Annotated in this window: 23 protein-coding genes and 1 riboswitch; of the genes, 12 read left to right on the forward strand and 11 right to left on the reverse strand. The window is 71.8% G+C overall.

Translation table 11 applies throughout. The annotated features are described in order from the left end of the window. Positions 1-39 precede the first annotated feature (39 nt). The 6 genes from HHX31_RS03035 (at position 40) to rpe (ending at position 6953) form a co-directional block, all read left to right on the forward strand. Positions 40-1701, forward strand: a complete 1662-nt coding sequence (locus HHX31_RS03035) for a hypothetical protein (protein ID WP_169944744.1) — start codon at positions 40-42, stop codon at positions 1699-1701. A gap of 23 nt (positions 1702-1724) precedes the next feature. Beyond that, entirely contained in the window at positions 1725-2966 is a 1242-nt protein-coding gene (locus HHX31_RS03040; RefSeq protein ID WP_169944745.1) for a hypothetical protein, read from the forward strand. Between the two features lie 46 nt (positions 2967-3012). Then, positions 3013-3561 carry a peptide deformylase gene (def, locus tag HHX31_RS03045; protein WP_169944747.1) on the forward strand — a complete coding sequence of 183 codons (549 nt, stop codon included), beginning with the start codon at positions 3013-3015 and terminating at the stop codon, positions 3559-3561. Then, positions 3561-4490, forward strand: coding sequence for a methionyl-tRNA formyltransferase (fmt, locus tag HHX31_RS03050; protein WP_169944748.1), 930 nt, complete (start codon positions 3561-3563; stop codon positions 4488-4490). Before def ends, fmt begins: the two co-directional genes overlap by 1 nt. Before the next feature lie 386 nt (positions 4491-4876). After that, a complete protein-coding gene (locus HHX31_RS03055) occupies positions 4877-6160 on the forward strand; it encodes an RsmB/NOP family class I SAM-dependent RNA methyltransferase (protein WP_249345524.1) in 1284 nt (427 codons plus the stop codon). Positions 6161-6278: 118 nt separating this feature from the next. Beyond that, on the forward strand, positions 6279-6953 hold the full coding sequence (gene rpe, locus HHX31_RS03060) for a ribulose-phosphate 3-epimerase (protein WP_169944752.1): 675 nt from the start codon (positions 6279-6281) through the stop codon (positions 6951-6953). A gap of 292 nt (positions 6954-7245) precedes the next feature. Here rpe and HHX31_RS03065 read toward each other — a convergent pair whose 3' ends face one another. From HHX31_RS03065 to HHX31_RS03085, 5 genes are all read right to left on the reverse strand, one after another. Then, entirely contained in the window at positions 7246-8277 is a 1032-nt protein-coding gene (locus HHX31_RS03065) for an ABC transporter ATP-binding protein (RefSeq protein WP_169944754.1), read from the reverse strand. Continuing rightward, the gene (locus HHX31_RS03070) at positions 8274-9374 is read right to left on the reverse strand and encodes an ABC transporter ATP-binding protein (RefSeq protein ID WP_169944756.1); all 1101 of its coding nucleotides are present in this window, start codon (positions 9372-9374) and stop codon (positions 8274-8276) included. The genes HHX31_RS03065 and HHX31_RS03070 overlap by 4 nt, the downstream gene beginning before the upstream one ends. Positions 9375-9414: 40 nt before the next feature. After that, positions 9415-10395: an ABC transporter permease gene (locus tag HHX31_RS03075; RefSeq protein WP_169944757.1), complete on the reverse strand. Its 981-nt coding sequence runs from the start codon at positions 10393-10395 to the stop codon at positions 9415-9417. Between the two features lie 75 nt (positions 10396-10470). Next, positions 10471-12264 (reverse strand): ABC transporter substrate-binding protein, encoded by a 1794-nt coding sequence (locus HHX31_RS03080; RefSeq protein ID WP_169944759.1) that lies wholly within the window; start codon positions 12262-12264, stop codon positions 10471-10473. 32 nt (positions 12265-12296) lie between these two features. After that, positions 12297-13316 carry an ABC transporter permease gene (locus HHX31_RS03085; RefSeq protein WP_169944761.1) on the reverse strand — a complete coding sequence of 340 codons (1020 nt, stop codon included), beginning with the start codon at positions 13314-13316 and terminating at the stop codon, positions 12297-12299. Between the two features lie 338 nt (positions 13317-13654). Further along, a riboswitch (FMN riboswitch) is annotated at positions 13655-13806 on the forward strand. A 156-nt stretch (positions 13807-13962) separates the two neighbouring features. Between HHX31_RS03085 and ribD the strand changes: the two genes are divergently transcribed. From ribD to HHX31_RS03115, 6 genes are all read left to right on the forward strand, one after another. Then, on the forward strand, positions 13963-15045 hold the full coding sequence (gene ribD / locus HHX31_RS03090; RefSeq protein ID WP_169944762.1) for a bifunctional diaminohydroxyphosphoribosylaminopyrimidine deaminase/5-amino-6-(5-phosphoribosylamino)uracil reductase RibD: 1083 nt from the start codon (positions 13963-13965) through the stop codon (positions 15043-15045). Next, positions 15046-15642, forward strand: a complete 597-nt coding sequence (locus tag HHX31_RS03095; protein WP_169944764.1) for a riboflavin synthase — start codon at positions 15046-15048, stop codon at positions 15640-15642. Next, a complete protein-coding gene (locus HHX31_RS03100) occupies positions 15639-16274 on the forward strand; it encodes a nicotinamide mononucleotide transporter family protein (protein WP_169944766.1) in 636 nt (211 codons plus the stop codon). The genes HHX31_RS03095 and HHX31_RS03100 overlap by 4 nt, the downstream gene beginning before the upstream one ends. After that, positions 16271-17530, forward strand: coding sequence for a bifunctional 3,4-dihydroxy-2-butanone-4-phosphate synthase/GTP cyclohydrolase II (locus tag HHX31_RS03105; RefSeq protein ID WP_169944768.1), 1260 nt, complete (start codon positions 16271-16273; stop codon positions 17528-17530). Before HHX31_RS03100 ends, HHX31_RS03105 begins: the two co-directional genes overlap by 4 nt. A 40-nt stretch (positions 17531-17570) precedes the next feature. Further along, entirely contained in the window at positions 17571-18041 is a 471-nt protein-coding gene (gene ribH / locus HHX31_RS03110; RefSeq protein ID WP_169944770.1) for a 6,7-dimethyl-8-ribityllumazine synthase, read from the forward strand. A 145-nt stretch (positions 18042-18186) separates the two neighbouring features. Continuing rightward, positions 18187-18636 carry a PH domain-containing protein gene (locus HHX31_RS03115; RefSeq protein WP_169944772.1) on the forward strand — a complete coding sequence of 150 codons (450 nt, stop codon included), beginning with the start codon at positions 18187-18189 and terminating at the stop codon, positions 18634-18636. Positions 18637-18661: 25 nt separating this feature from the next. Here HHX31_RS03115 and HHX31_RS03120 read toward each other — a convergent pair whose 3' ends face one another. The 6 genes from HHX31_RS03120 to HHX31_RS03145 all read right to left on the reverse strand — a co-directional run bounded on the left by HHX31_RS03120 (position 18662) and on the right by HHX31_RS03145 (position 23618). Next, positions 18662-19816, reverse strand: coding sequence for an LLM class flavin-dependent oxidoreductase (locus tag HHX31_RS03120; RefSeq protein ID WP_169944774.1), 1155 nt, complete (start codon positions 19814-19816; stop codon positions 18662-18664). Beyond that, on the reverse strand, positions 19813-20805 hold the full coding sequence (locus tag HHX31_RS03125; protein WP_169944776.1) for an ABC transporter substrate-binding protein: 993 nt from the start codon (positions 20803-20805) through the stop codon (positions 19813-19815). The genes HHX31_RS03120 and HHX31_RS03125 overlap by 4 nt, the downstream gene beginning before the upstream one ends. Then, a complete protein-coding gene (locus HHX31_RS03130; protein ID WP_169944778.1) occupies positions 20802-21560 on the reverse strand; it encodes an ABC transporter ATP-binding protein in 759 nt (252 codons plus the stop codon). Before HHX31_RS03130 ends, HHX31_RS03125 begins: the two co-directional genes overlap by 4 nt. Continuing rightward, positions 21533-22390, reverse strand: a complete 858-nt coding sequence (locus tag HHX31_RS03135; RefSeq protein ID WP_169944780.1) for an ABC transporter permease — start codon at positions 22388-22390, stop codon at positions 21533-21535. The genes HHX31_RS03130 and HHX31_RS03135 overlap by 28 nt, the downstream gene beginning before the upstream one ends. Positions 22391-22502: 112 nt before the next feature. Next, positions 22503-22865, reverse strand: coding sequence for a hypothetical protein (locus HHX31_RS03140; RefSeq protein ID WP_169944782.1), 363 nt, complete (start codon positions 22863-22865; stop codon positions 22503-22505). Between the two features lie 165 nt (positions 22866-23030). After that, a complete protein-coding gene (locus HHX31_RS03145; RefSeq protein ID WP_249345352.1) occupies positions 23031-23618 on the reverse strand; it encodes a hypothetical protein in 588 nt (195 codons plus the stop codon). Positions 23619-23728 lie beyond the last annotated feature (110 nt).

Genomic DNA, 23728 nt, shown 5'->3' on the forward strand with positions numbered 1-23728 from the left:
CGATTCGCCTCGCACAAAGCGAGCCGTTAGCGTGCCTGTGTGTCGATCGAATGGGTGAACCGGGCCATCGACGGCCTCCGCGCCTGGGGACGGGAGCGGACCGTCGAGGTCGACGTCGACGAGGTGCGTCTGCTGTGCGACTACGCCAGCGACTACCTGGAGGTGAACGAACTGGGTGATTTCCGGCCGGGAACCTTCGAGGAGCTCCTGCTGGAGATCTACCCGCGCAAGGTGATCGCGCCACCGGAGAGCGCGCCGGAGACGGTCGCAGCGGCGCGGACGCTGGTCGAGTTCCTGCTGGACACGGGGGAGATCGGCACGAAGACGGCCGCCAGGATGCGGGAGACCATCGACCGCATCGAGCCGGAGATGCCGCGAGCGCTCGCCGACACGTCCAAGTTCGGCATGGCCAAGAGCCTGTTCAGCGCCATCGGGCCCGACTCGCTGGAGATCGACGCGGCCCAGGGCGCGTCCGCGGAGAACGACGGCGACGACTGCGACTGCCCCGGCTGCGCGCCCCTGCCGCCCGTGCGGCTCGCGCCGCGCGATGAGGTGGCGCGCGCCGTACGCGAGGTGCCGCTGCTGCGCGACGCCCACCGGGTGGTGGCGTGGCTGGTCGAGGGCGGCCGTACGGTGACGACGCGCCGGTCCCTGCGGGTCAGGGACGCGCGCGAGTGCACCGCCGAACTCGGCGTCGCGCGTCCCGAGCCGGCCTGGCGCCTCGCGCTCGACCTGGGCCTCGCCCGGCTCGACGGCACGGCCGTCGTGACCGGGGAGGTGTTCGCGGACCTGAGCGCCCGCGAGGACGACGAGCTGCTCGGCCTGTGGCGGGGAGCGCTGGAGTTCCTCGTGGAAAGGGGCGGGCCGCTCACCGGGGAGGCGGTGGTGGACGAGGGGATGTCCCAGATCCACGACCTGCTCTACCGGCTGCAGTCGCCCATCCCGGTGGACGCGCTGGCCGACTACCTGCGCGAGGTGGCCGCCGGGCGGCCGGTCGGCAGGCTCGACGAGGCGCTGAGCGCCCTGACCTACATGGGAACGGTCCAGCCCACCGAGGACGGCCTGGCCCTGACCCCGCACGCGCTGTGGGGCCTGCGTGAGCTGTACGCCGGCATGGGCCTGGACGCGCCGCTCGCCCCGGCCCCGGCCGAGGGCGACGCGAGCGGGCTGATCGCCGGCCTCATCGGCGACGGCACGGCGGACGAGGCGGCAGAGCGGGACATCGCCGAGTGGCTGTCGCGGCGCACCCCCGAGCAGGCGGCGGCGGAGCTGCTGGCCGCCGTGGCCGGGGCCCCGGCGGAGGTGCGGGGGGTCGCGGTAACCATCGTGGACCGCCTGGGCCTCGAGGCGGCGGCGGTCGTGCGGTCCTACCTGGACGACGCAGAACTGCGCCCGCACGCCATCCACTGGCTGTCCTCGCGCGGTCTCGACGCGCCCGCGCTCACCCCCGAGGAGGTCCTGTGGATGAGCGTCGACATGCTGGCGCTGGCGCTGCCCGCCGCCGAGGCCGACCCCGAGGGCTTCGCGGAGAACATCGCGGCCTCGGGGCCGCCCGCGCACCTGATCGAGGACATGTGGCGGGTGGACCACCCCGACGTGGTCGAGGTTCTCGAGCTGCTGGGCAGTACGCTGCCGGACCAGGCGGCCGCCAAGGCCGCCCGGAAAGCGGCTTTCAAGGCTCGTTCCCGGGGCATCAGGTGACTGCTGTGCAGTAAGTTGCTGGAATGGCCGACAGCGACGTGCTCACCTTCCCGCCGGTCGAGATCGTCCCGGACGAGGAGCTCGTCCACGCGGTGCGGGAGGTTCCGCTCGTGCGGGACGCCCGCCGCCTCGCCGAGTGGGTCGCGGATCGCTGCGCGGCCTCTCCCCGGGGATTCTGCGAGGTGACCGAGCAGGGGATGCCGCACCCGGCCGAGGCCGAGGCGGCGGTCGCCGCGCTGGGCCTGGAGGCCGGCAGGCTGCGCCTGCTGTGGGTGGTCGCGGTCAACGGCCGTCTCATGGAGGTCACCCGGCAGGGGGCCCGCCCCGGGCCCGGCGTGCCCGACCCGATGGAGTTCTGGGACGGCGTGGTCATGGACGTGCTCGACCGTACAGAGGAGGGCCTGACCGGGTCCGCCGTCGTCGACGAGCACCTGACGGAGATCCTCGCGACGATCTACTCCGTGCGTGAGGGGATGCCGCTCGCGGCCCTGGCCGGCGGCATCCTCCAGGCCCACGAGGTGGGCTGCGAGGCGCGCCCGGCGGACCTGCGGCGGCTGCGGATGACCCTGCCGGGGGAGCTGGCGGCGGCGATGGCGCTGCTGGAGTACTGCGGGCTGATCGAGCTGACCGGCGAGCTGGTCAGGCTCACCCAGCCGGGCGTTTGGGCCGTCCGCCGCGACCTGCTCAGGGAGGGCCACGACGCGCCGTCGCTCGGGGAGGTGGCCGCGCTCGCGGAGCTGGGGGCCGCCGAGCTCATCGACGCCATGCTGACCGGCCGGGCCTCGGCCAGCGCCGCCACGCTCTGGCTGGAGCGCCGGGTGCCGGAGGACGCGGCGCGCGAGCTCATCAAGATCGCCGCGTCCGGCAACGCCGCCCAGCGGGGCACCGCGGGGACCGTGCTGGAGGAGCTGGGCCCGGAGGCGGAGCAGGCCGTGCGGGAGGCGCTCGACGAGCCGATGATGTGGCGCTACGCCGCGGCCTGGCTCGGCGTGCGCGACCTGGAGGCGCCCGCCCTCGGCGAGGGCGACGGCGCCTGGGTCGCGGTGGACACCCTCGCCGCCCTGCTCTACATCGGCGCCCCGGTCGACTCCGTGGCCCATTTCGACCTCCTCGGCGAGGACCTGCTCACGCTGGTGCCCGAGATGGGCAGGGCCGACCACCCCGACGCCCTCGCCGTACTGGAGATGCTCGGCAGGCACCACCCCGATCCGCTGATCGCGAAGACGGCCAGGAAGACGGCGATGAAGGTGCGCTCACGCCCGTAGACTGGGGTGATCCTCCTCATGTACGTGACGTGAACGGAGCCAACCCTTGGCCATTCAGCCGATCCGCCTGTTCGGCGACCCGGTGCTGCGCACCCCGGCCGAGCCGGTGGTCGACTTCGACAAGGAACTGCGCAAGCTCGTCAAGGACCTGACCGACACGATGATGGACGCGCCGGGCGCCGGTCTGGCGGCGCCGCAGATCGGCGTCGGCCTTCGCGTGTTCACCTACTACGTGGACGAGCAGCTCGGGCACCTCATCAACCCCGACCTGGACCTCGGCGGCGAGATCGACGAGGAGGGCGAGGAGGGCTGCCTGTCCTTCCCCGGCCTGGCGTTCCCGACACCGCGCGCGATCAGGGCGGTGGCCAAGGGCTTCAACATGTACGGCGAGCCGGTGACGCTCGAGGGCACCGACATCATGGCGCGCTGCTTCCAGCACGAGACCGACCACCTCGACGGGGTGCTGTTCATCGACCGGCTGGATCCCAAGCAGCGCAAGCTCGCCATGAAGGCGATCCGCGAGGCCGAGTGGAGCGGCCTGTCGGCGCCGGTGGTGAAGGTCTCGCCGCACGCCACGCAGGGAAGGGCGCTGTAGTGCGCCTGGTCTTCGCCGGCACTCCCGACACCGCGCTCCCGTCGCTGCGCGCGCTGCTCGACTCGCCGCGCCACGAGGTGGTGGCCGTGGTGACCCGCCCGGACGCCCAGTCGGGCCGGGGGCGCAAGGTCCACCCCAGCCCCGTGGCCCAGCTCGCCGAGGAGTCGGGGATCGAGGTGCTCAGGCCGGCCAAGGCCGGGGACCCGGAGTTCCTCGACCGCCTCAGGAAGATCGGGCCCGACTGCTGCCCGGTCGTCGCGTACGGCGCCCTGCTGCCGCAGGCGGCGCTCGACATCCCCCCGCAGGGGTGGATCAACCTGCATTTCTCGGTGCTGCCGGCCTGGCGCGGCGCGGCGCCCGTGCAGCACGCCGTGCTGCGCGGCGACGACGTCACCGGGGCCTCGACCTTCCGCATCGTCAAGGAGCTGGACGCGGGCCCGGTGTTCGGCGTGCTCACCGAGCAGATCCGCCCTGACGACACCAGCGGCGCGCTGCTGGCCCGGCTCGCGGAGGCCGGCGCGGGCCTGCTGCTGGCCACGCTCGACGGCGTCGAGGACGGCACGCTGGAGGGGCGTCCCCAGCCCGGGGAAGGCGTCAGCCTCGCCCCGAAGATCACGGTGGAGGACGCCAGGATCGACTGGGCCGCGCCCGCCATGCGGGTGGACCGGCTGGTGCGGGCCTGCACGCCGGCTCCCGGCGCGTGGGCCGAGTTCCGCGGCCAGCGGGTCAAGATCGGGCCCGTACGGCTCTCGCCTGACGCGGGCAAGCTCGCCCCCGGCGAGATCGCGGCCACGCGGAAGACCGTCCTCGTCGGGACCGGCACCCACCCGGTGGAGCTCGGCGAGGTGCAGCCGCAGGGAAAGCGGCAGATGACGGCGGCCGAGTGGGGCCGGGGCGTCCGGTTCGCGGATGGTGAGACCCTGGTCTGAAGGACCATCCCCGCCGGGCCGTGGCCGCGCGGGAGGACGTACGCGCCGCCGCGCGTGAGACGGCGGGCACGCCGGACGATCGGCACGTTGGCGGTGCCGAAAGCAGCATGTCTTAGCAGGGTCTGAGCAGGGTCGAAGGTGACACCGTGAAGCAGGGCAAGGGTCAGGGCGGCGGCGCGCGGCGCGGTCAGGGGAGCGGCCAGGGAGGTGCCCAAGGCGGCGGCCCCGGTGGTGGCCACGGAGGCGGCCCCGGTGGCAGCGCGGGGCAGGCCCGACCCGGGCACGGCGGGCCGTCCGCGCACGCCGCGAAGGCCGGGCAGCGGAGGCCAGGCCCCGGCCGTGGACGTCCGCCCCGTGACGAGGCGCGCAACGCCGCCTACGACCTGATGCGGGCCGTCGACGAGCGCGACGCGTACGCCAACCTGCTCATGCCGACGCTGCTGCGGCAGCGGCGCATCACCGGACGTGACGCGGCGCTCGCCACCGAGCTGGCGTACGGCACGCTGCGCGGTCTCGGGACCTACGACGAGGTCATCGCCGCGTGCAGCGACCGGCCGCCGGAGGAGGTGGACCCGCCGCTGCTCGACGCGGTGCGGCTCGGCGTGCACCAACTCCTGCGCACGAGGATCCCCCCGCACGCGGCGGTCAGCGCCACCATCGACCTCGTACGGCTGCGCGTGGGGGCGGGCCCGTCCCGCTACGCCAACGCCGTGCTGCGCAAGGTGGCGGGCCGCACACTGGAAGAGTGGCTGGAGATCGTCGCCCCGCCGCGCGCCCAGGATCCCGTCGGCAACCTGTCGGTCACCTTCAGCCACCCGCGCTGGATCGTCTCCGCCCTGCGGGACGCGGTGGGCGGGGACGTGGACGAGACGGCCGCGCTGCTCGACGCCGACAACGAGCGGCCCCGCGTGGCGCTCGTGGCGCGGCCGGGACGGGCCACGGTGGAGGAGCTGGTCGAGGCGGGGGCCGAGCGGGCCGCCTACTCGCCGTACGCCGCCTATCTGCCGGAGGGCGACCCGGGCGCCATCGCGGCCGTGGGGGAGGCGCGGGCCGCGGTGCAGGACGAGGCCAGCCAGCTCGTCGCGCTCGCGCTGACCCGGGTGCCGCTCGACCGCGACGCGACGTGGCTCGACATGTGCGCGGGCCCCGGCGGGAAGGCCGGGCTGCTCGACGCGGTGGCGGCGGGGCGGGGCGCCCGGCTGCTCGGCGCCGACCTGCAGTATCACCGTGCCCGGCTGGTGTGGGGCACCACGCGCGAGGCGAAGGTGATCACCGCCGACGGGACCAGGCCCGCGTGGCGGCCCGGCGCCTTCGACCGGGTGATGCTCGACGCCCCCTGCACCGGGCTCGGCGCGCTGCGCAGGCGGCCGGAGGCCCGGTGGCGGCGCGACCCCCGCAGCATCCCCGAGCTCACCGCGCTGCAGCGCCGGCTGCTCGACTCGGCGCTGGAGGCGGTGCGGCCGGGCGGCGTCGTGGCGTACGTCACCTGCTCGCCGCACCTGGCCGAGACCAGGGCGGTGGTGGAGGACGTACGCGACCGGGTCGAGGTGCTGGACGCGCGCGCGTACCTGCCGGAGGTGCCCGGCCTCGGCGACGGGCCGTACGCGCAGTTCTGGCCGCACCGGCACGGCACGGACGCGATGTTCCTCGCGCTGCTGCGCCGTCCCTAGGCGAGGAGCCGCGTGCGGCTCGGGTGCCGTGCGGGGCCGGTTTCGTGCGTCTCCGGTGTCGCTGCGTGGCCGGGGGAGAGGCGGGACGGGCGGCAGGGCGAAATAGACTGCAGGCACTATGGCCGTTCAGATTTCGCCCAGCATCCTGTCCGCAGACTTCGCCCGCCTCGCCGACGAGGCCGCACGGGTGGAGAACATCGCCGACTGGCTCCACGTCGACGTGATGGACTACCAGTTCGTGCCGAACCTGACGCTCGGCCTGCCGGTCGTCGAGTCTCTGCTGAAGACCACCTCGACGCCGATCGACTGCCACCTCATGATCCAGGACCCCGATCGGTGGGCGCCGGACTACGCCGAGGCGGGAGCGGCCAGCGTCACGATCCACGCGGAGGCCGCCAAGGCCGCCGTACGCACGTTGCGGGCGATCCGCGCCGCAGGGGCGAGGGCCGGTCTGGCGTTGAACCCGGCGACCGCCGTCGAGGGCTACGAGGACCTGCTGCCCGAGATCGACATGCTGCTCGTCATGACCGTCGAGCCGGGCTTCGGCGGGCAGCGCTTCCTCGACATCGTGCTGCCGAAGGTGTCGCGGGCGCGGGCGCTGATCGACAAGCACGGCGGCGAGGTGTGGCTCCAGGTCGACGGCGGCGTGTCCACCGAGACGATCGAGCGCTGCGCCGAGGCGGGAGCCGACGTGTTCGTGGCGGGCAACGCCGTCTACGGCGCGGACGACCCCGCTCGCGCCGTCGAGGAGCTCAGAAGCCTAGCCGAGCGCGCCACCCCACCCCGGTGGTGATCTTGTAGTTTGTCGCAGCGGTACGGCCTGACCTGCCGATCCACGCTTCGTGATCTTGCAGTGTTCCGCCGCTTCATGCCCTTGAACAGGGAGAACGCCGTCCGTGATCTTGCAGTGTGCCACCGAGTGCAAGATCACGGACGGTGAAGGCGCAGGTCGGCCGGGCGTACCGGACCCCTCTGCATGATCACGCCGAGTGTTCGCCCAGGTCAGGGGGGAAGCCTGCGACTAATTGCAAGATCACGGCGTATGGAGGCCGAGGTCGGAGGGTTTCCTGCGACAAACTCCAAGATCACGCTAGGGCGGGGTCGAGGACGACGTCTTCGCCTTGGGTGGTGGGCGCCTCGGGGAAGTGGCAGGCGGTGAGGTGACCCTCGCGGTTGCCGCTGAGCCGCACCAGGGGCGGCACCTCGGTGGCGCACTTGTCCTGCGCCTTCCAGCACCTCGTCCTGAACCGGCAGCCGGACGGCGGGTTGATCGGCGAGGGAACGTCGCCCGCCAGGCGGATGCGCTCGCGCGGCTCGCTCGACACGTCCGGGTCGGGTACGGCCGACAGCAGCGCGTGCGTGTACGGATGCCGGGGCCGCTCGTAGATCGACTGGCGGTCGCCGACCTCGACGATCTTGCCGAGGTACATGACCGCGACCCGCTGGGAGAAGTGCCGGACGATCGCGAGGTCGTGCGCGATGAACAGGAACGCGATGCCGAGCTCGCGCTGCAGTTCCTGCAGCAGGTTCACCACCTGCGCCTGGATGGAGACGTCGAGCGCCGACACCGGCTCGTCGGCGATGATGAGCTTGGGGTCGAGCGCCAGGGCGCGGGCGACCCCGATGCGCTGCCGCTGGCCGCCGGAGAACTCGTGCGGGAAGCGGTTGTAGTGCTCGGGGTTGAGGCCGACGATCTCCAGCAGCTCCTGGACCCGCTTCATGCGCCCGCCGGGCGGCTCGATGCCGTTGACCTCCATGGGCCCGCGGATGATCGTGCCCACGGTCTGGCGGGGGTTGAGGGAGCTGTAGGGGTCCTGGAAGATCATCTGGATCTCGGGCCGGATCGGCTTGAGCTGCCTGCGGGAGTGGTGGCTGATGTCCTGCCCCCGGTACAGGACCTGGCCGGAGGTGGGTTCGAGCAGGCGCGACGCCAGCCGGCCTGTCGTCGACTTGCCGCAGCCCGACTCGCCCACGAGCCCGACGGTCTCGCCCGCGCCGACCGCGAGGTCGATGCCGTCGACCGCGTGGACGGCCCCGACCTGGCGCCTGATCAGGGCGCCGCCGCGCACGGGGAAGTGCTTGACCAGTCCCTTGAGCTCCAGCAGTGTCTCGTTCATGCGTCGTCCCCGGTCTGCGTGGTGTCCTTGGCCTGCGCGCCCTCGCCGGCCCGCGCGGTGCGCAGCTCCCTCTTCTGGTCGAGGGTGAGGTAGCAGGCGTCCCCGTGCCCGGTCTCCGGGGACAGGGACGGCCGCTGGGTGAAGCACAACTCGGGCCCGGCGAGCCGCGGGTAGTCGCAGCGCGGGTGGAACGGGCAGCCGGACGGCGGGTTGAGCAGGCTCGGGGGAGTGCCGCGCACCGGCATCAGCGGCACGTCCACCGGCGAGTTCAGGCGCGGCATGGACGACAGCAGGCCCCACGTGTAGGGGTGCCGCGGTTCGCGCAGCACCTCGCGTACGGAGCCGCGCTCGGCCGCCCGCCCCGCGTACATGACCAGGACGTTGTCGGCGGTGTTGGCGACGACGCCGAGGTCGTGGGTGATCAGGATGATCGACGTGCCGAACTGCTGCTGCAGTTCCTTGAGCAGGTCGAGGATCTGCGCCTGCACGGTCACGTCGAGCGCGGTCGTCGGCTCGTCGGCGATGAGCAGCTCGGGGTCGCACACCAGCGCCATCGCGATCATCGCCCGCTGCCGCATGCCGCCGGAGAACTCGTGCGGGTAGCTGTCCACCCGCTGCTCCGGCTGGGGGATGCCCACGCGGCGGAGCATCTCGATCGCCCGCTCGCGTGCCTCCTTCTTGCTCGCGCCCTTGTGTTTGCGGTAGACCTCGCCGATCTGCCGGCCGATCGTGTGGAACGGCGACAGCGCGGTCAGCGGATCCTGGAAGATCATCGCGACGCGGTTGCCGCGGAGCTTCTCCATCGTGCCGGAGCCCGCGGAGACCAGCTCCTGGCCCTCCAGCCAGATCTCGCCGCCGATCTTCGTGTGGGCGGGGTCGTGCAGGCCGAGGATGGCGAGGTTGGTCACCGACTTGCCCGACCCGGACTCGCCGACGATGCCGAGAGTTGTGCCCTTCTCCAGATCGAAGGACAGGCCGTCGACGGCGTGGACGATGCCGTCCTCGGTGCTGAACTCGACGGTCAGGTCGCGGACGGACAGGAACGGCCCGGGGCCGCTCGAGGTCCCCGGCTCGCCGCTCCACGACACGGTGGTCACTTGCTGCTCCAGTTCCAGGTTCGACTCGGTGGGGCGGGGCTCAGCTCAGGCGGACCCGCGGATCGATGAACGCGTAGAGCACGTCCACCACGATGTTCAGCAGGACGATCGCCGCCGCGCCCACGATGGTCACGCCGAGCAGCATCGGCAGGTCGGTGTTCTGCACCGCGCGTACGGCCAGCTCGCCGATGCCGTGCAGGCTGAACGTCTGCTCGGTGATGATCGCGCCGCCCAGGAGCGTGGCCAGGTCGACGCCGAAGATCGTGACGATGGGGATCATCGCGCCGCGCCAGGCGAAGCGGAAGAAGACCGACCGGTTCGACATGCCCTTGGCGCGCGCCGTGCGCACGTAGTCCTCGGCGAGCTGCTCGACCATCTGGGACCGGGTCATGCGCGTGTAGTTGGCGGTGAAGATGATCGACAGGACCACCCAGGGCAGCATCAGGTGGGTGAACCACTCCACCGGGCTCTCGGTGATCGGCACGTAGGACGGGCGCGGGATCAGCCGCATGGTGTCCACGAGGTAGAACGCCAGCAGCGGCCCGACGAAGTAGATCTGCAGCGACGCCCCGATGACCGACGACGCACTGGCGATCTTGTCGAGCGGCTGCCCGACCTTCCACGCCGCGATCATTCCGGTGAGGATGCCGAACGCCAGGATGACCACGGACGCGCCGAGGGTGAGCGACAGCGTCACGGGGAAGCGGTCGACGATGGCGCCGAAGACGGGCTCCTGGGTGGCGAAGGAGTAGCCGAGGCACGGCGCGGGGCACTCGCCGAACTGGACGAACTCGCGGCCCGCGAAGATGCCCACGAGCCAGTGCCAGTACTGCACGAACAGCGGCTCGTCCATGCCGAGGTTGTGGCGGATCAGCGCCAGCGTCTCGGGCTGGCAGATCTTGCCGCAGAACGCCCGGGCGGGGTCACGCGGGATCGCGTAGAAGAGGTAGAACGTGATCGCGCTGATGATCAACAGGATCACGAGGGCGCCGGCGACGCGGCGTGCCAGAAAGCTGGTCATGATCTCGCACTTGCTCCTGCGGACGGGCCGGAGGCCCGCCGCCCCCCGTGAAGGGGGCGGCGGACCTGGTTGCTGCTACTTGACCCAGATGTCGAGCGCGGACTGCTCGCCCTCGATCGGGTCCATCTTGACCCCGCCGAGGCCCGAGCCGTACAGGCCGAAGTAGGTCTGGTAGTACTCGGGCACGATCGCGGCCTGCTCCATGATCATCTTGTCGATCGCGGCCCAGGCCTTGCCCGCCTCGGTGGCGTCGGTGATCTTGTTGGCCTTGTCGATGGCCTCGTTGATCTCCGGCACGTCGAGGTGCGTGTAGTTCGGCGCGTTGTCCGCGATCTGGCGGCCGTCGAACTGCGGCTGGATCGCGGTCGAGCCGGTCGGCCAGTCGGCCGCCCAGCCGCCCCAGTAGATGTCGAACTTGTTGTCCACCGGGCCGATCGCGTCGTAGTACGTCGTCGGGTTCAGCGGCTTGGCCACCACCTTGAAGCCGGCCTTGGTCAGCGCCTCCTTGACGGCGACGGTGATCTTCTCCTGGGTCGGCGTCTGGTTGTAGGCGTAGACGACGGTCGGGTTGGCGTTGCCCGACTGGGCGAGCAGCTGCTTGGCCGCCTCGGGGTCGCCCTCCGGCTTGGCCAGCTTGCCGTACAGGTCGAACGGCTCGTAGCCGAGGACGGTCGGGCTCAGCACGGTCGTGGCGATCTTGCCGGTGTTGACCTCGCCACCCTCGATCTGCTGGATCTGCTTGGCCGGCCAGGCGGTGATGATCGCCTTGCGGACGTTGACGTCGGTGATCCGCTTGGTGTTGATGTTGTAGAAGGTGGTGAACGGCGTGAGGCCCTGCACCGACCGCTTCATCAGCTCGGGGTCGCCCAGCACCTCCTGGACGCGCTCGGGCGCGACCGCGTTGTGGAAGGTGAACGCGGTCTTGTCGTTGCCGGTGTCGGCCATGAAGCGCTCGGTGGTCTGCTGTGCCTGGACCCCGAACTCCATGTGGAACTTGTCCGGGTAGGCGTGCCGGATCGGGTCGGTCTTCGGGTCCCAGTGCTCGTTGCGCTCCAGGTCCATCGACTTGTCCGTGATGTGGCTCACGATCTTGTACGGACCGGAGGAGAACGGCTGCCTGTCGTACTTCTGCTTGGTGTCGTGCGCCTTGGGTACGGCGCCGTAGCCGGTCATGGCCACGGTGAAGTTGAAGTCCGGGTGCTCCCCGTTGAGCTTGAAGATCACCGTCTTGTCGTCCGGAGTCTCGATCGTGTCGAGTTCCTTGCCGTCGTACGGGCCCTTGTACTGGTCGCGGAACGGCTTGTTCGGGTCGGGGACCAGCCAGGTCTCGGCGTAGTCGGGGCCCTCGGTGATGAAGTCGGCGAACAGGCGCTCGAAGCTGTACTTGATGTCACCGGCGGTGATCGGCGAGCCGTCCTGCCACTTCAGGCCGTCCTTGAGCGTGAACTTCCACGTCTTGCCGCCGTCGGTGGTGGTGCCGGTGTCGGTGGCGAGGTCGCCGACCAGCTTGATGTCGCCCGAGTCGTCGTGCTTGTACGCCGTCAGCGTCCGGGTGAACAGCTTGGACACCGAGGAGTTGTAGTTGACGTAGACGCGGCCCGGGTCCAGGTGGCTGAAGTCGTCACGGTCGATCATGTAGACGGTGCCGCCGGACTTGGCGCCCTGGATCTCCGGGGCGGGGCCCGCGGAGTCCTGGGCGGTGCCGACGGTGATCGCGCTGACCGCCTTGTTCTCGAGCGGCTTCTGGGAGGTGCTCGCCGCGCCCTGGGGCGCTCCGCCGCCGCCGCCCTGGGCGCAGCCGGCAAGGGCGAGCGCGCCGGCCGCGAGCACGGCCGTCATCGAGGCGAACCGCCTGCTTTGCGATCTCATGTGGTCCTTCCTATGGGGGAAAGCGCGTGTGGTCAGCGCTTGGTCTTGGGGTCGAAGGCGTCGCGGATAGAGTCCCCGAGCAGGTTGAAGGCGACGACGAAGATCAGCATCGACACACCCGGGAAGATCAGATACGTGACGTCGGAGTGGTAGACGTTCACCCCCACCTGGAACATCCGGCCCCAGTCGGGGGTGGGTTCCGTCATGCCGACGCCGAGGAATCCGAGGCCGGCCTCCGCGCCCACGAACAGCGGCAGCGCGAGAGTGGCCTGGATGATGATCGGCGTCCACAGGTTGGGCAGCAACTCCTTGAAGATGATGCGCCCGGGAGAGGCCCCGGTGACGCGGGCGGCCTCGATGAACTCGCGTGTCCGCAGCGACAGCACCTGGGCGCGCAGCAGGCGCGCGATCGTGGCCCAGCCGAGGACGGTCAGGACGATGCAGATCGACACGTATCGGAGCCAGACCGGCGTCTCCTCCTCGGGCAGCACGATCGCGGCCTCGACGACCGGGAGGAAGACGATCAGGAAGAGCTGCGAGGGGAAGGCCAGCAGTGTGTCGATCACCCGGCCGATCACGTAGTCGGTCTTGCCGCCGAGATAGCCCGAGGTGATGCCCATCACGACGCCGACGACGGTCGTGATCACCGTCACGATGACGGCGATGCTCAGCGACGTGCGGATGCCGTACACGAGCTGCATGAACACATCGCGGCCCAGGCCCGGCTCGAGGCCGAACCAGAACTCGCCGCTCATGCCGCCGTTGGGGGCGATGGGATAGCCGTACTCGTTGAGCAGGCCCGGCTGGTTCTGCCCGTACGTGGAGTACGGGTCCTTGCCGTACAGGGCGGAGATCACGGGTGCGAGAAGCGCGATCAGGAAGAACGCGAGCACGATGATCGCCGAGATCACGCCGGTCTTGTCGCGTCGGAACCGGCGCCACATGAGCTGGCCGGGTGAACGGCCGACGATGGCGGGATCTGACCCGGCCGGCGGCGTCGCGTCCACGGAGTCCGCGGCGTCGTCGGTCGTGGTCGAGGAGGGGAACGTCATGGTGCGGTGCTCCCGGATGGACCATTAACGATCGGAAGAGATCCGACTATAGGGAACCCTGGCAACGAATTTTGTGCGGGTCAATCAGTTGAGGCGCGCACTTCGCCACTTGCTTACTTTGTTGTGCAAAGTAAATCACCTTGTGTCCTACGACCGCATTGACCTGGGTATATGCGACGCGAGAGACTGCTTATTACATAAATGCTGTTGTGTCACAAATTTGTGACACAACTCGAACAAGCCTGAGACTGAACCGTCCGATATGTGTGTGCCGCAGATCACCGCAATCCCGCGCTAGGGCAACGAGCCGGGCATCGCTACACTGTCGGGTAGCAGAGCAGCGTGCTCCGGGGTCGGTGTAATTCCGAACCGGCGGTGACACCCCTGTCCCCAGGGGTGACAGTCCGCGACCCGGCCGAAGCCATCGGCCGGTGGACCTGGTGTGATTCCAGGACCGACGGTGAAAGTCCGGATGGGAGGAAGCGCGCGAACGGGTGGCCTCGCGCCGCCGGGCGGCCATGTGGGCGCACCGGCAGCGGCGCCGCCCGTGCGGGTGACGCCGAGACCGCGTCCCCGACCATCCCCGGGGCCCGCCGTAGACAACGGCGAGAGGAAGACCGGGGTGACCTCAGGGGACATCCTTCACATGCGGCGCGCCATCGCGCTCGCCGCCCGGGGCCTGGGCGGCACCAGCCCCAACCCAGTCGTCGGCTGCGTGATCCTCGACCCCGCGGGCGAGGTCGCGGGAGAGGGCTTCCACGCACGCGCCGGCGGCCCCCACGCCGAGGTCGTGGCGCTCCGCGAGGCGGGCGGGCGGGCCAGGGGCGGCACCGCCTACGTGACCCTGGAGCCCTGCGACCACACCGGCAGGACCGGCCCCTGCACCGCCGCGCTCCTGGAGGCGGGCGTGGCCCGCGTCGTGGTCGCCGTCTCCGACCCCAACCCCGAGGCCGCCGGCGGAGCCGCCACCCTGAGACGGCACGGCGTCGTGGTGGACGAGGGCGTGCTGGCCGCGGAGGCGGAGGAGGGCAACGCCGCCTGGCTGACCTTCGTGCGGGCCGGCAGGCCGTACGTGACCTGGAAGTTCGCCGCCACGGTGGACGGGCGTTCGGCGGCCGAGGACGGCACCAGCCAGTGGATCACCTCGCCCGAGGCGAGGGCCGACGTGCACCGCCTGCGCGCGGAGAGCGACGCCGTCGTCGCCGGCATCGGCACCGTGCTCGCCGACGACCCCCGGCTCACCGCCCGTGTCCCCGTCCCGCCGCGCGAGGCGCCCGTGCTGCGCGTGGTCGTGGACCCCGGCGCCCGCACCCCCGCCACGGCCCGCGTCCTCGACGGCGAGGCCCCCACCCTGGTCGCCGTGGCCGAGGACGCCGACATCCCCGCCCACCTGGCCCCGCACGCCGTACGGCTCCCGCGCGTCCCCGGCGGGGTCGACCTGCGCGCGCTGCTGGCAGAACTGCACGACAGGCGGATCGTGAGCGTGCTGGTGGAAGGCGGGCCCACCCTCGCGGGCGCGTTCCTCGGGGAGGGCCTGGTCGACCGGGTCGTCGGCTACCTCGCCCCGGCGCTGCTCGGCGCGGGGCCGGCCGCGCTCGGCCCCGCCGGAGTGTCGACGATCACCCAGATCCACCGGCTGGAGTTCGCCGAGGCGACCCCCGTCGGGCCGGACCTCAAGCTGGTCCTGCGTCCGAAGTCCCCCGGCCGCACGTTCCCCAAGGAGAGCTGAATGTTCACCGGAATCGTCGAGGAACTCGGCGAGGTCGTGGCCCTTGAGCCGCTGGGCGACTCCGCGCGCCTCACGGTGCGCGGCCCGGTCGTCACCGGCGACGCCCGGCACGGCGACTCGATCGCCGTCAACGGCGTCTGCCTCACGGTGGCGGAGGCCGAGGGCGACTCCTTCACCGCCGACGTCATGAGAGAGACCCTCGACCGGTCCTCGCTCGGGGCCCTGCTCCCCGGCGCGCGAGTCAACCTGGAGCGCGCCGTACGGGCCGACCAGCGGCTCGGAGGGCACATCGTGCAGGGCCACGTGGACGGGACGGGGGAGGTGCTGTCCCGCGAGCCGGGGGAGCACTGGGAGGTCGTACGGCTCTCGCTGCCGGCCGGCCTCGCCAGGTACGTCGTGGAGAAGGGCTCGATCGCGGTGGACGGCGTCAGCCTCACCGTGGCGGAGGTGGGGGAGGACTCCTTCGCCGTGAGCCTGATCCCCACCACCCTCGGCCTCACCACGCTGGGCCGTAAGCAGCCGGGCGAGCCGGTGAACCTCGAGGTGGACGTGATCGCCAAGTACGTCGAGAAGCTCACCGGGGGAGCGCGGGCATGAGCTGGGCGGACGCGGCGGCGTTCCACGTGTTCGGCAAGCCCGTGCTGTGGACCGACCTGGTGGGCAACGTGTGCGCGCTCGCCACGGTCTGGCTCGCGATCAGGAGGACGATCTGGACCTGGCCGGTGCAGCTGCTCGGGTCGGTGCTGCTGTTCGCGGCGTCGGTCAGCGCGCACATCACCGGCAACGCGCTCAAGCAGGTGCTGTTCGGCGTCCTCGCGGTCTACGGCTGGGTGAAGTGGTCGCGCGGCACCCGCGGCGGCGCCGAACTGCCGGTCCGCTCGGCGCGGGCGGGGGAGCGGGCGGTGCTCGTCGGCCTCATGGCCGGCGGGACGGTCGCGGTCGCCCTGCTGTTCACCTATCTGAACGCGCGGGGGCTGAACGTCTCCTGGGCGCCCTGGCCCGACGCGTACATCTTCGTCGGCAGCGCGGTCGCGACCTGGGCGCAGGGCAGGGCCCTGGTCGACTTCTGGATCGTCTGGGTGGCGGTGGACCTCGTCGGCGTGCCGCTGGCGTTCAGCTCCGGGCTGGTGGTCTCCGGCCTGGTCTACGGGGTGTTCTTCGTGATGGTCATGATCGGGTTCCGCGGCTGGCTGCGGCAGTCGCGCGAGTTGCGGGCGGTGGTGGCATGAGTGCTATAAGGATGGACCCGATCGAACGGGCCGTGAACGACATCAGGGACGGCAGGCCCGTCGTGGTCGTGGACAACGAGAACCGCGAGAACGAGGGCGACCTCATCTTCGCGGCGTCCAAGGCGACGCCGGAGCTGGTCGCCTTCATGATCCGCTACACCAGCGGCGTGATCTGCGTGGGGATGGAGGGCGCCACGCTCGACCGGCTCGGCCTGCCCCTGATGGTGCAGGACAACCGCGAGCGGCTGCGCACCGCGTACACGATCAGCGTGGACGCCAGGGACGGGGTGACGACGGGCATCTCCGCCGCCGACCGGGCCAAGACGATCAGGACGCTGTGCGACTCGGCCACCGAGCCGTACGAGCTGGTCCGGCCGGGGCACATCTTCCCGCTGCGGTACCGCGAGGGCGGCGTGCTGGTGCGGCCCGGGCACACCGAGGCGTCGGTGGACCTCGCCAGGCTCGCCGGGCTCTCCCCGGCCGGCGCGCTCGCCGAGATCGTCAACGACGACGGCACGATGGCCCGCCTGCCCCGCCTGCGCGAGTTCGCCGACGAGCACGACCTCGCGCTCGTGTCGATCGAGCAGCTCGTCGAGCACCGCCGCAGGTCCGAGCGGATGGTCACCCGGGTCGCGGAGACGCGCATCCCCAACCGGTACGGCGTCTGGCGCGCGTACGGCTACGCCAGCGCGCTCGACGGCGGCGAGCACGTCGCGCTGGTGTACGGCGACATCGAGGAGGGCGAGAACGTGCTCGTCCGGGCGCACTCGGAGTGCCTCACCGGCGATGTGCTCGGCTCGCTGCGCTGCGACTGCGGCGTCCAGCTCGACACCGCGATGCGCATGATCGCGGAGAACGGGCGCGGCGTGATCGTGTACCTGCGCGGCCACGAGGGGCGCGGCATCGGCCTGCTGGCCAAGCTACGCGCCTACAGCCTCCAGGACGACGGCAGCGACACGGTCGACGCGAACCTGGAGCTGGGGCTGCCGGTGGACGCCAGGGAGTTCTCCAACGCCGGGCAGATCCTCGCCGACCTCGGCGTCAGGTCGGTGCGGCTGCTCACCAACAACCCGGCGAAGGTGCGGGGGATGGACGGGTACGGCATCAAGGTCCTGGGCCGCGAGCCCATGCCGGTGGCGATGAACCCGTACAACGAGAGGTATCTGACGGCCAAGCGCGACCGGCTCGGCCACGAGATCTCCGGCGACGTCCCGCGCGACATCCACGGAGAGCACTTCGGCAAGGAGGCCCGATGAACGAGTGGACCCGGTCAGAGCCGTCAGGCGAGGGGGACGCATGAGCGGCGACGGACGTCCGGGCGCGGGAGCGGTGGACGCGGGCGGGCTGACCGTCGGCATCGTCGCCGCCCGGTGGCACGAGAAGATCACCGACCAGTTGCTGGCGCGGGCCGAGCGGGCGGCGCGGGACAGCGGCGCGGCCGTGGTCACCGCCCGGGTGGCCGGGTCGCTGGAGATCCCGGTGGTCGCGCAGGCGCTGGCCAGGCGGTGCGACGCCGTCGTCGCGCTCGGAGTGGTGGTCAGGGGAGAGACGGCCCACTTCGACTACGTGTGCGACTCGGTGACCGCCGGGCTGACCAGGGTCGCGCTCGACGAGTCGACCCCGGTGGGCAACGGGGTGCTCACCTGTGACACCCTTGATCAGGCAATCGAGCGGTCCGGCGTGCCGGGCAGCAAGGAGGACAAGGGATACGAGGCGACGGTCGCAGCCCTGGAGACCGCGCTCGTCCTGCGCGGCCTCGCCGGCTGACCCACCCGGCCCTCGTAGCCGCAGCCCTCGCATCCGCAGCGCCAAGCCGGGAAGACTTCACTGGTGATCACGCAGCATCCGCCCGCCGCCCCGCCGGCCGGGCACGCAGTACACCGTCGCACGGTGCCCGCCCCCGGGGGTGGCCATGCCTGAGCGCGTGCCGCCGCTGCCCGTCACCTGGAGGCCCCGCGCCACCACGGTCATCGCGTACGGCCTGGCGGCGGTGATGGTGATCGGCTCGATCGTGCTGGCCGTCGGCCTGCCGGAGCAGTTCAAGATGCCCGACCGGCTGGGCATGGTCGCCTTCGGCGTGGCGGTGGCCGCGGTGCTGCACCTGCTCGGCCGCCTGCGGGTGCGGGCGGACGAGCAGGGGCTCACGGTGGTGAACGCGCTGCGGGTGCACCGCTACGAGTGGGCCGAGGTGCTCGACGTCACGATGGCGGAGGGCGACCCCTGGCCCAGGCTGGACCTCGCGGACGGCAGCAGCCTGGGCGCGATGGGCATCCAGAGCACGGAGCGGGAACGCTCGCGCCGGGCGGTGGCCCAGCTCACCGCTCTGATCAGGGAACGCGGCGAGGCCCCCGACCGCATGTGAAGGCGGCGGGGGCCCCGCGTGCCGGTCAGGCGCTCAGCCGCACGGGCGCGGCGGCGTCCAGCAGGCCGCGCCGGCGCAGTTCAGGCAGCACGCCCTCGCCGAACCAGAAGGCCTCCTCCAGGTGCGGGTAACCCGACAGGACGAACTCCTCCACACCGAGTGAGGCGTACTCCTCGACCAGGTCGGCGACCTCCGCGTGGCTGCCGACGAGCGCGGTTCCCGCGCCGCCGCGCACCAGGCCGACCCCCGCCCACAGGCCGGGGTGGATCTCCAGGTCCCTGACCCCGCCGCGGGTGGCCCCGTCGCGGCCCGCGGCGAAGCCCTCGTGGAGCGCGAGCATCCGCTGCTGCCCGACGGACTCGCTGCGGGAAAGGACGGCCCGCGCCGACGCGACGTCCTCGGGGGAGATCTGGTCGAGCAGCCGCCTGGCCTCCGCCCACGCCTCCTTGGAGGTGTCCCTCGTGATCACGTGCAGGCGTACGCCGAAACGCAGCGTGCGGCCCTCCGCCGCGGCGAGTTCGCGCATCCAGTCGAGCTTGGCCGCGACCTGGGACGGCGGCTCGCCCCAGGTGAGGTAGACGTCGACGTGCCGGGCCGCCACCGGGCCCGCGGCGGCGGAGGAACCGCCGAAGTACAACTCTGGGACGGGGTCGGGCCGCTCGGCGACCGTCGCCCCCTCGACCTCGTAGTAGTTCCCCCTGAAGTCGAACGGGCCGTCCCACGCGCCGCGCACGATCGACAGGAACTCGGCGGTCCGCGCGTACCGCTCGTCCTTGCCCAGGTGGTCGCCGAACCGCCGCTGCTCGGCCGCCTCCCCGCCGGTCACCACGTTCAGCAGCAGCCGGCCGCCGGAGATCCGCTGGTAGGTGGCGGCCATCTGCGCCGCGAGCGTCGGGGACAGCGCCCCGGGCCGGAACGCGACCAGGAACTTCAGCCGGGTCGTCACCTGGGTCAGGGCGGCGGTGACCAGCCAGGAGTCCTCGCAGTAGGTGCCCGTGGGGGTGAGCACGGCCTCGAACCCGGCCTGCTCGGCCGCGCGGGCCACCTGGGCGAGGTAGTCGATGGTGGGCGGGCGGGACGCGGACGCCGCCGCCTGCCCGTGCCGGCGGGCCAGGCCGTGCCCGCCGCCGGTGATCGCCCTGCCGTCGCCCGAGGTGGGCAGGAACCAGTGGAATCTCATCGCTGCGCCTTTCCGACGACGTCGTTGAAGCGGTCGTCCACGAACTGCGAGAACACGACGGTGCCGGGGATGAGGCCCTCCGCGGTGAACGCGTCGGCGATCTCCTGCTGCGAGGAGACGACCGAGTCGTCGATCACGACGGGGGTGGCCACGGCGTTGGCGGCGGCCGCGTTCGTGACCTCGACCGGCAGGCCGGTCTCCCGCGCCCACACCTTCGCCCACTCGTCCAGGTGGGTCGCGGCCCAGATCCGCGCCTTGGCCAGGCGGGTCAGGTAGTCGCCGACGGCGGCGCGCTTGCCGGCGTCGTCGAGCGCGGCGGGGGCGGCGACCTGGAAGCCCAGGCCGTTGACGACGCCCTCGCCGTCGGCCAGCAGCCGGGCCTTGTGCTCGATCACGGCCTGGGAGGTGAAGGGGTCCCAGATGGCCCACGCGTCGACGGTGCCGGACGAGAAGGCCGCGAGGGCGTCGGCAGGCTGCAGATACTGCGGCTGGATGTCCGCGAAGGACAGGCCCTCCCTCTTCAGGACCGCGAGCAGGTGGTAGTGGGCGGAGCTGCCCTTGGCCACCGCGATCTTCCTGCCCTTGAGCTGGGCGGGCGAGGTGATCGCCGACCCGGGCGGGACGAGGATCGCGGACGCCTTCGCGCTCTGGCGGTGCGCCGCCACGATCTTGATCTTCGAGCCGGAGGCGGCCGCGAAGACGGGCGGCGTGTTGCCCACGCCGCCGATGTCCACGGCTCCGGCGTTGACCGCCTCCAGCAGCGGGGGGCCCGAGGTGAACTGCGCCCACGTGATCGCGTACGAGGTGCCGTCGAGCAGCCCGGCGGCCTTGAGCAGGGCCTGCGATCCGGCCTTCTGGTCGCCGACCCGCAGCGTGACACGGCCGGAGGCGGCTCCGTCCTGCCCGCCGGGCGCGCTCCGCTCCGGCGAGGCGCAGGCCGTGCCGGCCGTCAGGGCGATCAGCAGCGCGGCGATGAGTCTCCTGGTCATGCCGGTCCCTCCGGGGTGACGCCCAGGGCGGTCAGCAGCGCCGCGCGCAGGGTGAGCAGGCCGGGGTGGTCGCGGTGCCGGGGGCGCGGGGCGGCTACGGTCCACTCGTGCGCGACGCGCCCGTCGTCGAGGACCAGGACCCGGTCGGCCAGCAGCAGCGCCTCGTCCACGTCGTGGGTCACCAGCAGCACGGCCGGGCCGTGCGCCGCCCACAGGTCGAGCACCAGACGGTGCACGGTGATCCGGGTCAGCGCGTCGAGCGCGCTGAACGGCTCGTCGAGCAGCAGCAGTCCAGGCTCGCGGACGAGGGCGCGGGCCAGGCTCGCCCGCTGCGCCTCGCCGCCGGACAGCGTCAGCGGCCACGCGCCCGCCCGGTCGGTCAGGCCCACCTCGGCCAGCGCGGCCTCCGCCCTGCTGACCGGGTCAGGCGCGGTCAGGCCGAGCGTGAGGTTGTCGCGCACCCGCTTCCACGGCACCAGCCGGGGCTCCTGGAAGGCCACGGCCACCGAGCCGTCCACCTCAAGGCCGCCCTCGACCTCGTCGTCCAGGCCGGCGAGCGCGCGCAGCAGCGTGGACTTGCCCGAGCCGCTGCGGCCGAGGAGCGCGACGAACTCGCCGCGCCCGATCACCAGGTCGAGGCCGTCGAGCACCGCGCGGTCGCCGAAACGCCGGGTGAGCCCGCGTACGGCCGCGGCGGGCCGTACGGTCTGTGCGCCCGCGGGGCCGCTCACCCCGGCAGGAACTCGCGCCGCCATACCAGCGCCCTCCTTTCCAGGAGACGGACCAGGGCGTCGGTGAGCAGGCCGAGCGCGCTGTAGACCAGCAGGCCGACCACGATCACGTCGGTACGCAGGAACTCCCGGGCATCGTTGATCATGAAGCCGAGCCCCGCGTCGGCGTTCACCTGCTCGGCCACGATCAGCGCCAGCCAGGCCACCCCGAGGCTCTGCCGCAGCCCCACGAGCGTCTGGGGAAGCGCGCCCGGCAGCACGATATGCCGGACGAGCGCGGCCCTGCCGAGCCTGAGCGTCCGCGCGACCTCGGCGAGCTTGCCGTCCACGCCCCGGATCCCCGCGAACGTGTTGAGGTAGAGCGGGAAGGAGACGGCGAGCGCCACCAGCAGCACCTTGGGCGCCTCCCCGATCCCGAACCAGAGGATGAACAACGGGATCAGGCCGAAGAACGGCAGCGCCCGGAGCATCTGCATGATGGGGTCGACGGCGTTCTCGCCGGCCCGGCTCAGCCCGGCGACCAGCGCGAGGCCGATGCCGGTGAGCGCTCCTGCGGCGAAGCCGAGCAGCACCCGTTCGAGGGACACCGCGATCGCGGTGGGCAGCGTCCCCGTGCTCACCAGGTCGAGCGTGGTCGAAGCGATCTGCGAAGGGGCGGCGAGCAGCCGGGCCGGGAGCAGCCCGGACGCGCTGGCCGCCTGCCACAGCAGGACGAGGACGAGAGGGCTGACCCACCGGTGCCAGCCCTTGCGGTGGCGCCGGGAGGCGGCGGCACGGGGCCGCGGCCGGGGGTGCGGCCGGGGACCCGCCCGCACCGCGCTCCCCAGTTCGCCCCGGAGTTCGACGACGGACATTGACACCCCTTACAGATGACGACGGAGGATTCGTCATCAGGGTTGCCTACAATTCCTACCAAGTCAATAGGTTATGTGCGGGCTCGCTCTGACGAGAGCGGACGTGCGGCGGCTACCGGCCTCGACCCCCTCCGGGTGCGAACCACATGTTCTCGTTGACCTTGCAGGCGATCTTCCGCTTGCAGTATCCGGCCTGGACGGCGAACCACTTGGCGACGGAGGAGATGTGCTGCACCCCGACGTTGTTGGTGGGGCTGAAGACTCGCGGCTGGTTCTGGTTGTCGGAACCGTTGCCGGTGGACGCCAGGAGCCAGCGGGCGCCTCCGGTGGTGACCTGGCCCATGCCGCCGTCCCCACCGCCGGGGTTCCCGAAGCCGGGGGAGAGCGCCGCGTTCGCGCTGTCCGGCGGCGCGGCGGAGACCGCGATCGTGAGCGCGATCGCGAGCGGTGTCAGCCGCCACAAGGTCGGAACCACTTCTGCTACTCGCCTTTCGGATCGACGGCCGGCGATTCCGATCTTCCCGTGCCGGCGGATCTCCGCGTTCCTACCCGCCGGCCGGCCGGAAGCCACGTTCCTGGCGTTCCGGTACGCCCTGGATGGGTGGATCTTTGCCGCCGGGGACGAACGCGGACCGTGCGGTCAGCCCGCGCCGGGGACGGTGACGTTCCGCTCCTTGAACCCGTAGCCGGTCGAGGAGGCGTCGCGCTGCAGGCCGCTCATGGCGCTCTGGCCCGCGTCGACGTCGGCCTGCGTGGCGGTGCCCTGGTGCAGCTTGCCGGTCAGCGCGGTGAAGCGGGCGTTGACGCCCTCGACGGCCCTGCACAGGGACGGGTTGGCCACGGCGAAGCCCTTGGCGACCTTCAGCTCGTGCAGGGCGAATGCCCCGGCGATCGCGGCCTTCGCGATCGTGCGCTTGCGCTTCTCGGCTCCCGCCTTGAAGCCGCCGCTGCGCAGCGGCTTGTAGATGTAGCGGTGGAAGGCGCCCAGCGCGAGGCCCGCGTGCAGCGCGAACCGGGTCTTGGCGAACCGCTTGGCGTTGCCTCCGGGCGGGCACGGCGAGTTGTACTCGCCCCCGTCCGCGGTCGGCGTGACGAACACCGCCGGGCCGGCCGCGGCGGCGTGCTCGGGCGCCGGGGTGGTGGTGCCCCCGCAGCCGACGAGCAGCGCCATCGTCAGCATGACCGCCGCCGCGAGCGCGGTTAAGGATCGAACGGTTCGTGCGCTCATGGTTTCCCCCCGTGGAGCGTTCGGACGCGGCGAGTACGCGTCCTGGCCACGGTTGCCACCCTGATGCGGACTATGCGGGCTTTTGCCGGGTTGGGGCGTTTTTCATGCCA

This window comes from Microbispora sp. H11081 (genome assembly GCF_012999535.1).
GTDB lineage: Bacteria > Actinomycetota > Actinomycetes > Streptosporangiales > Streptosporangiaceae > Microbispora.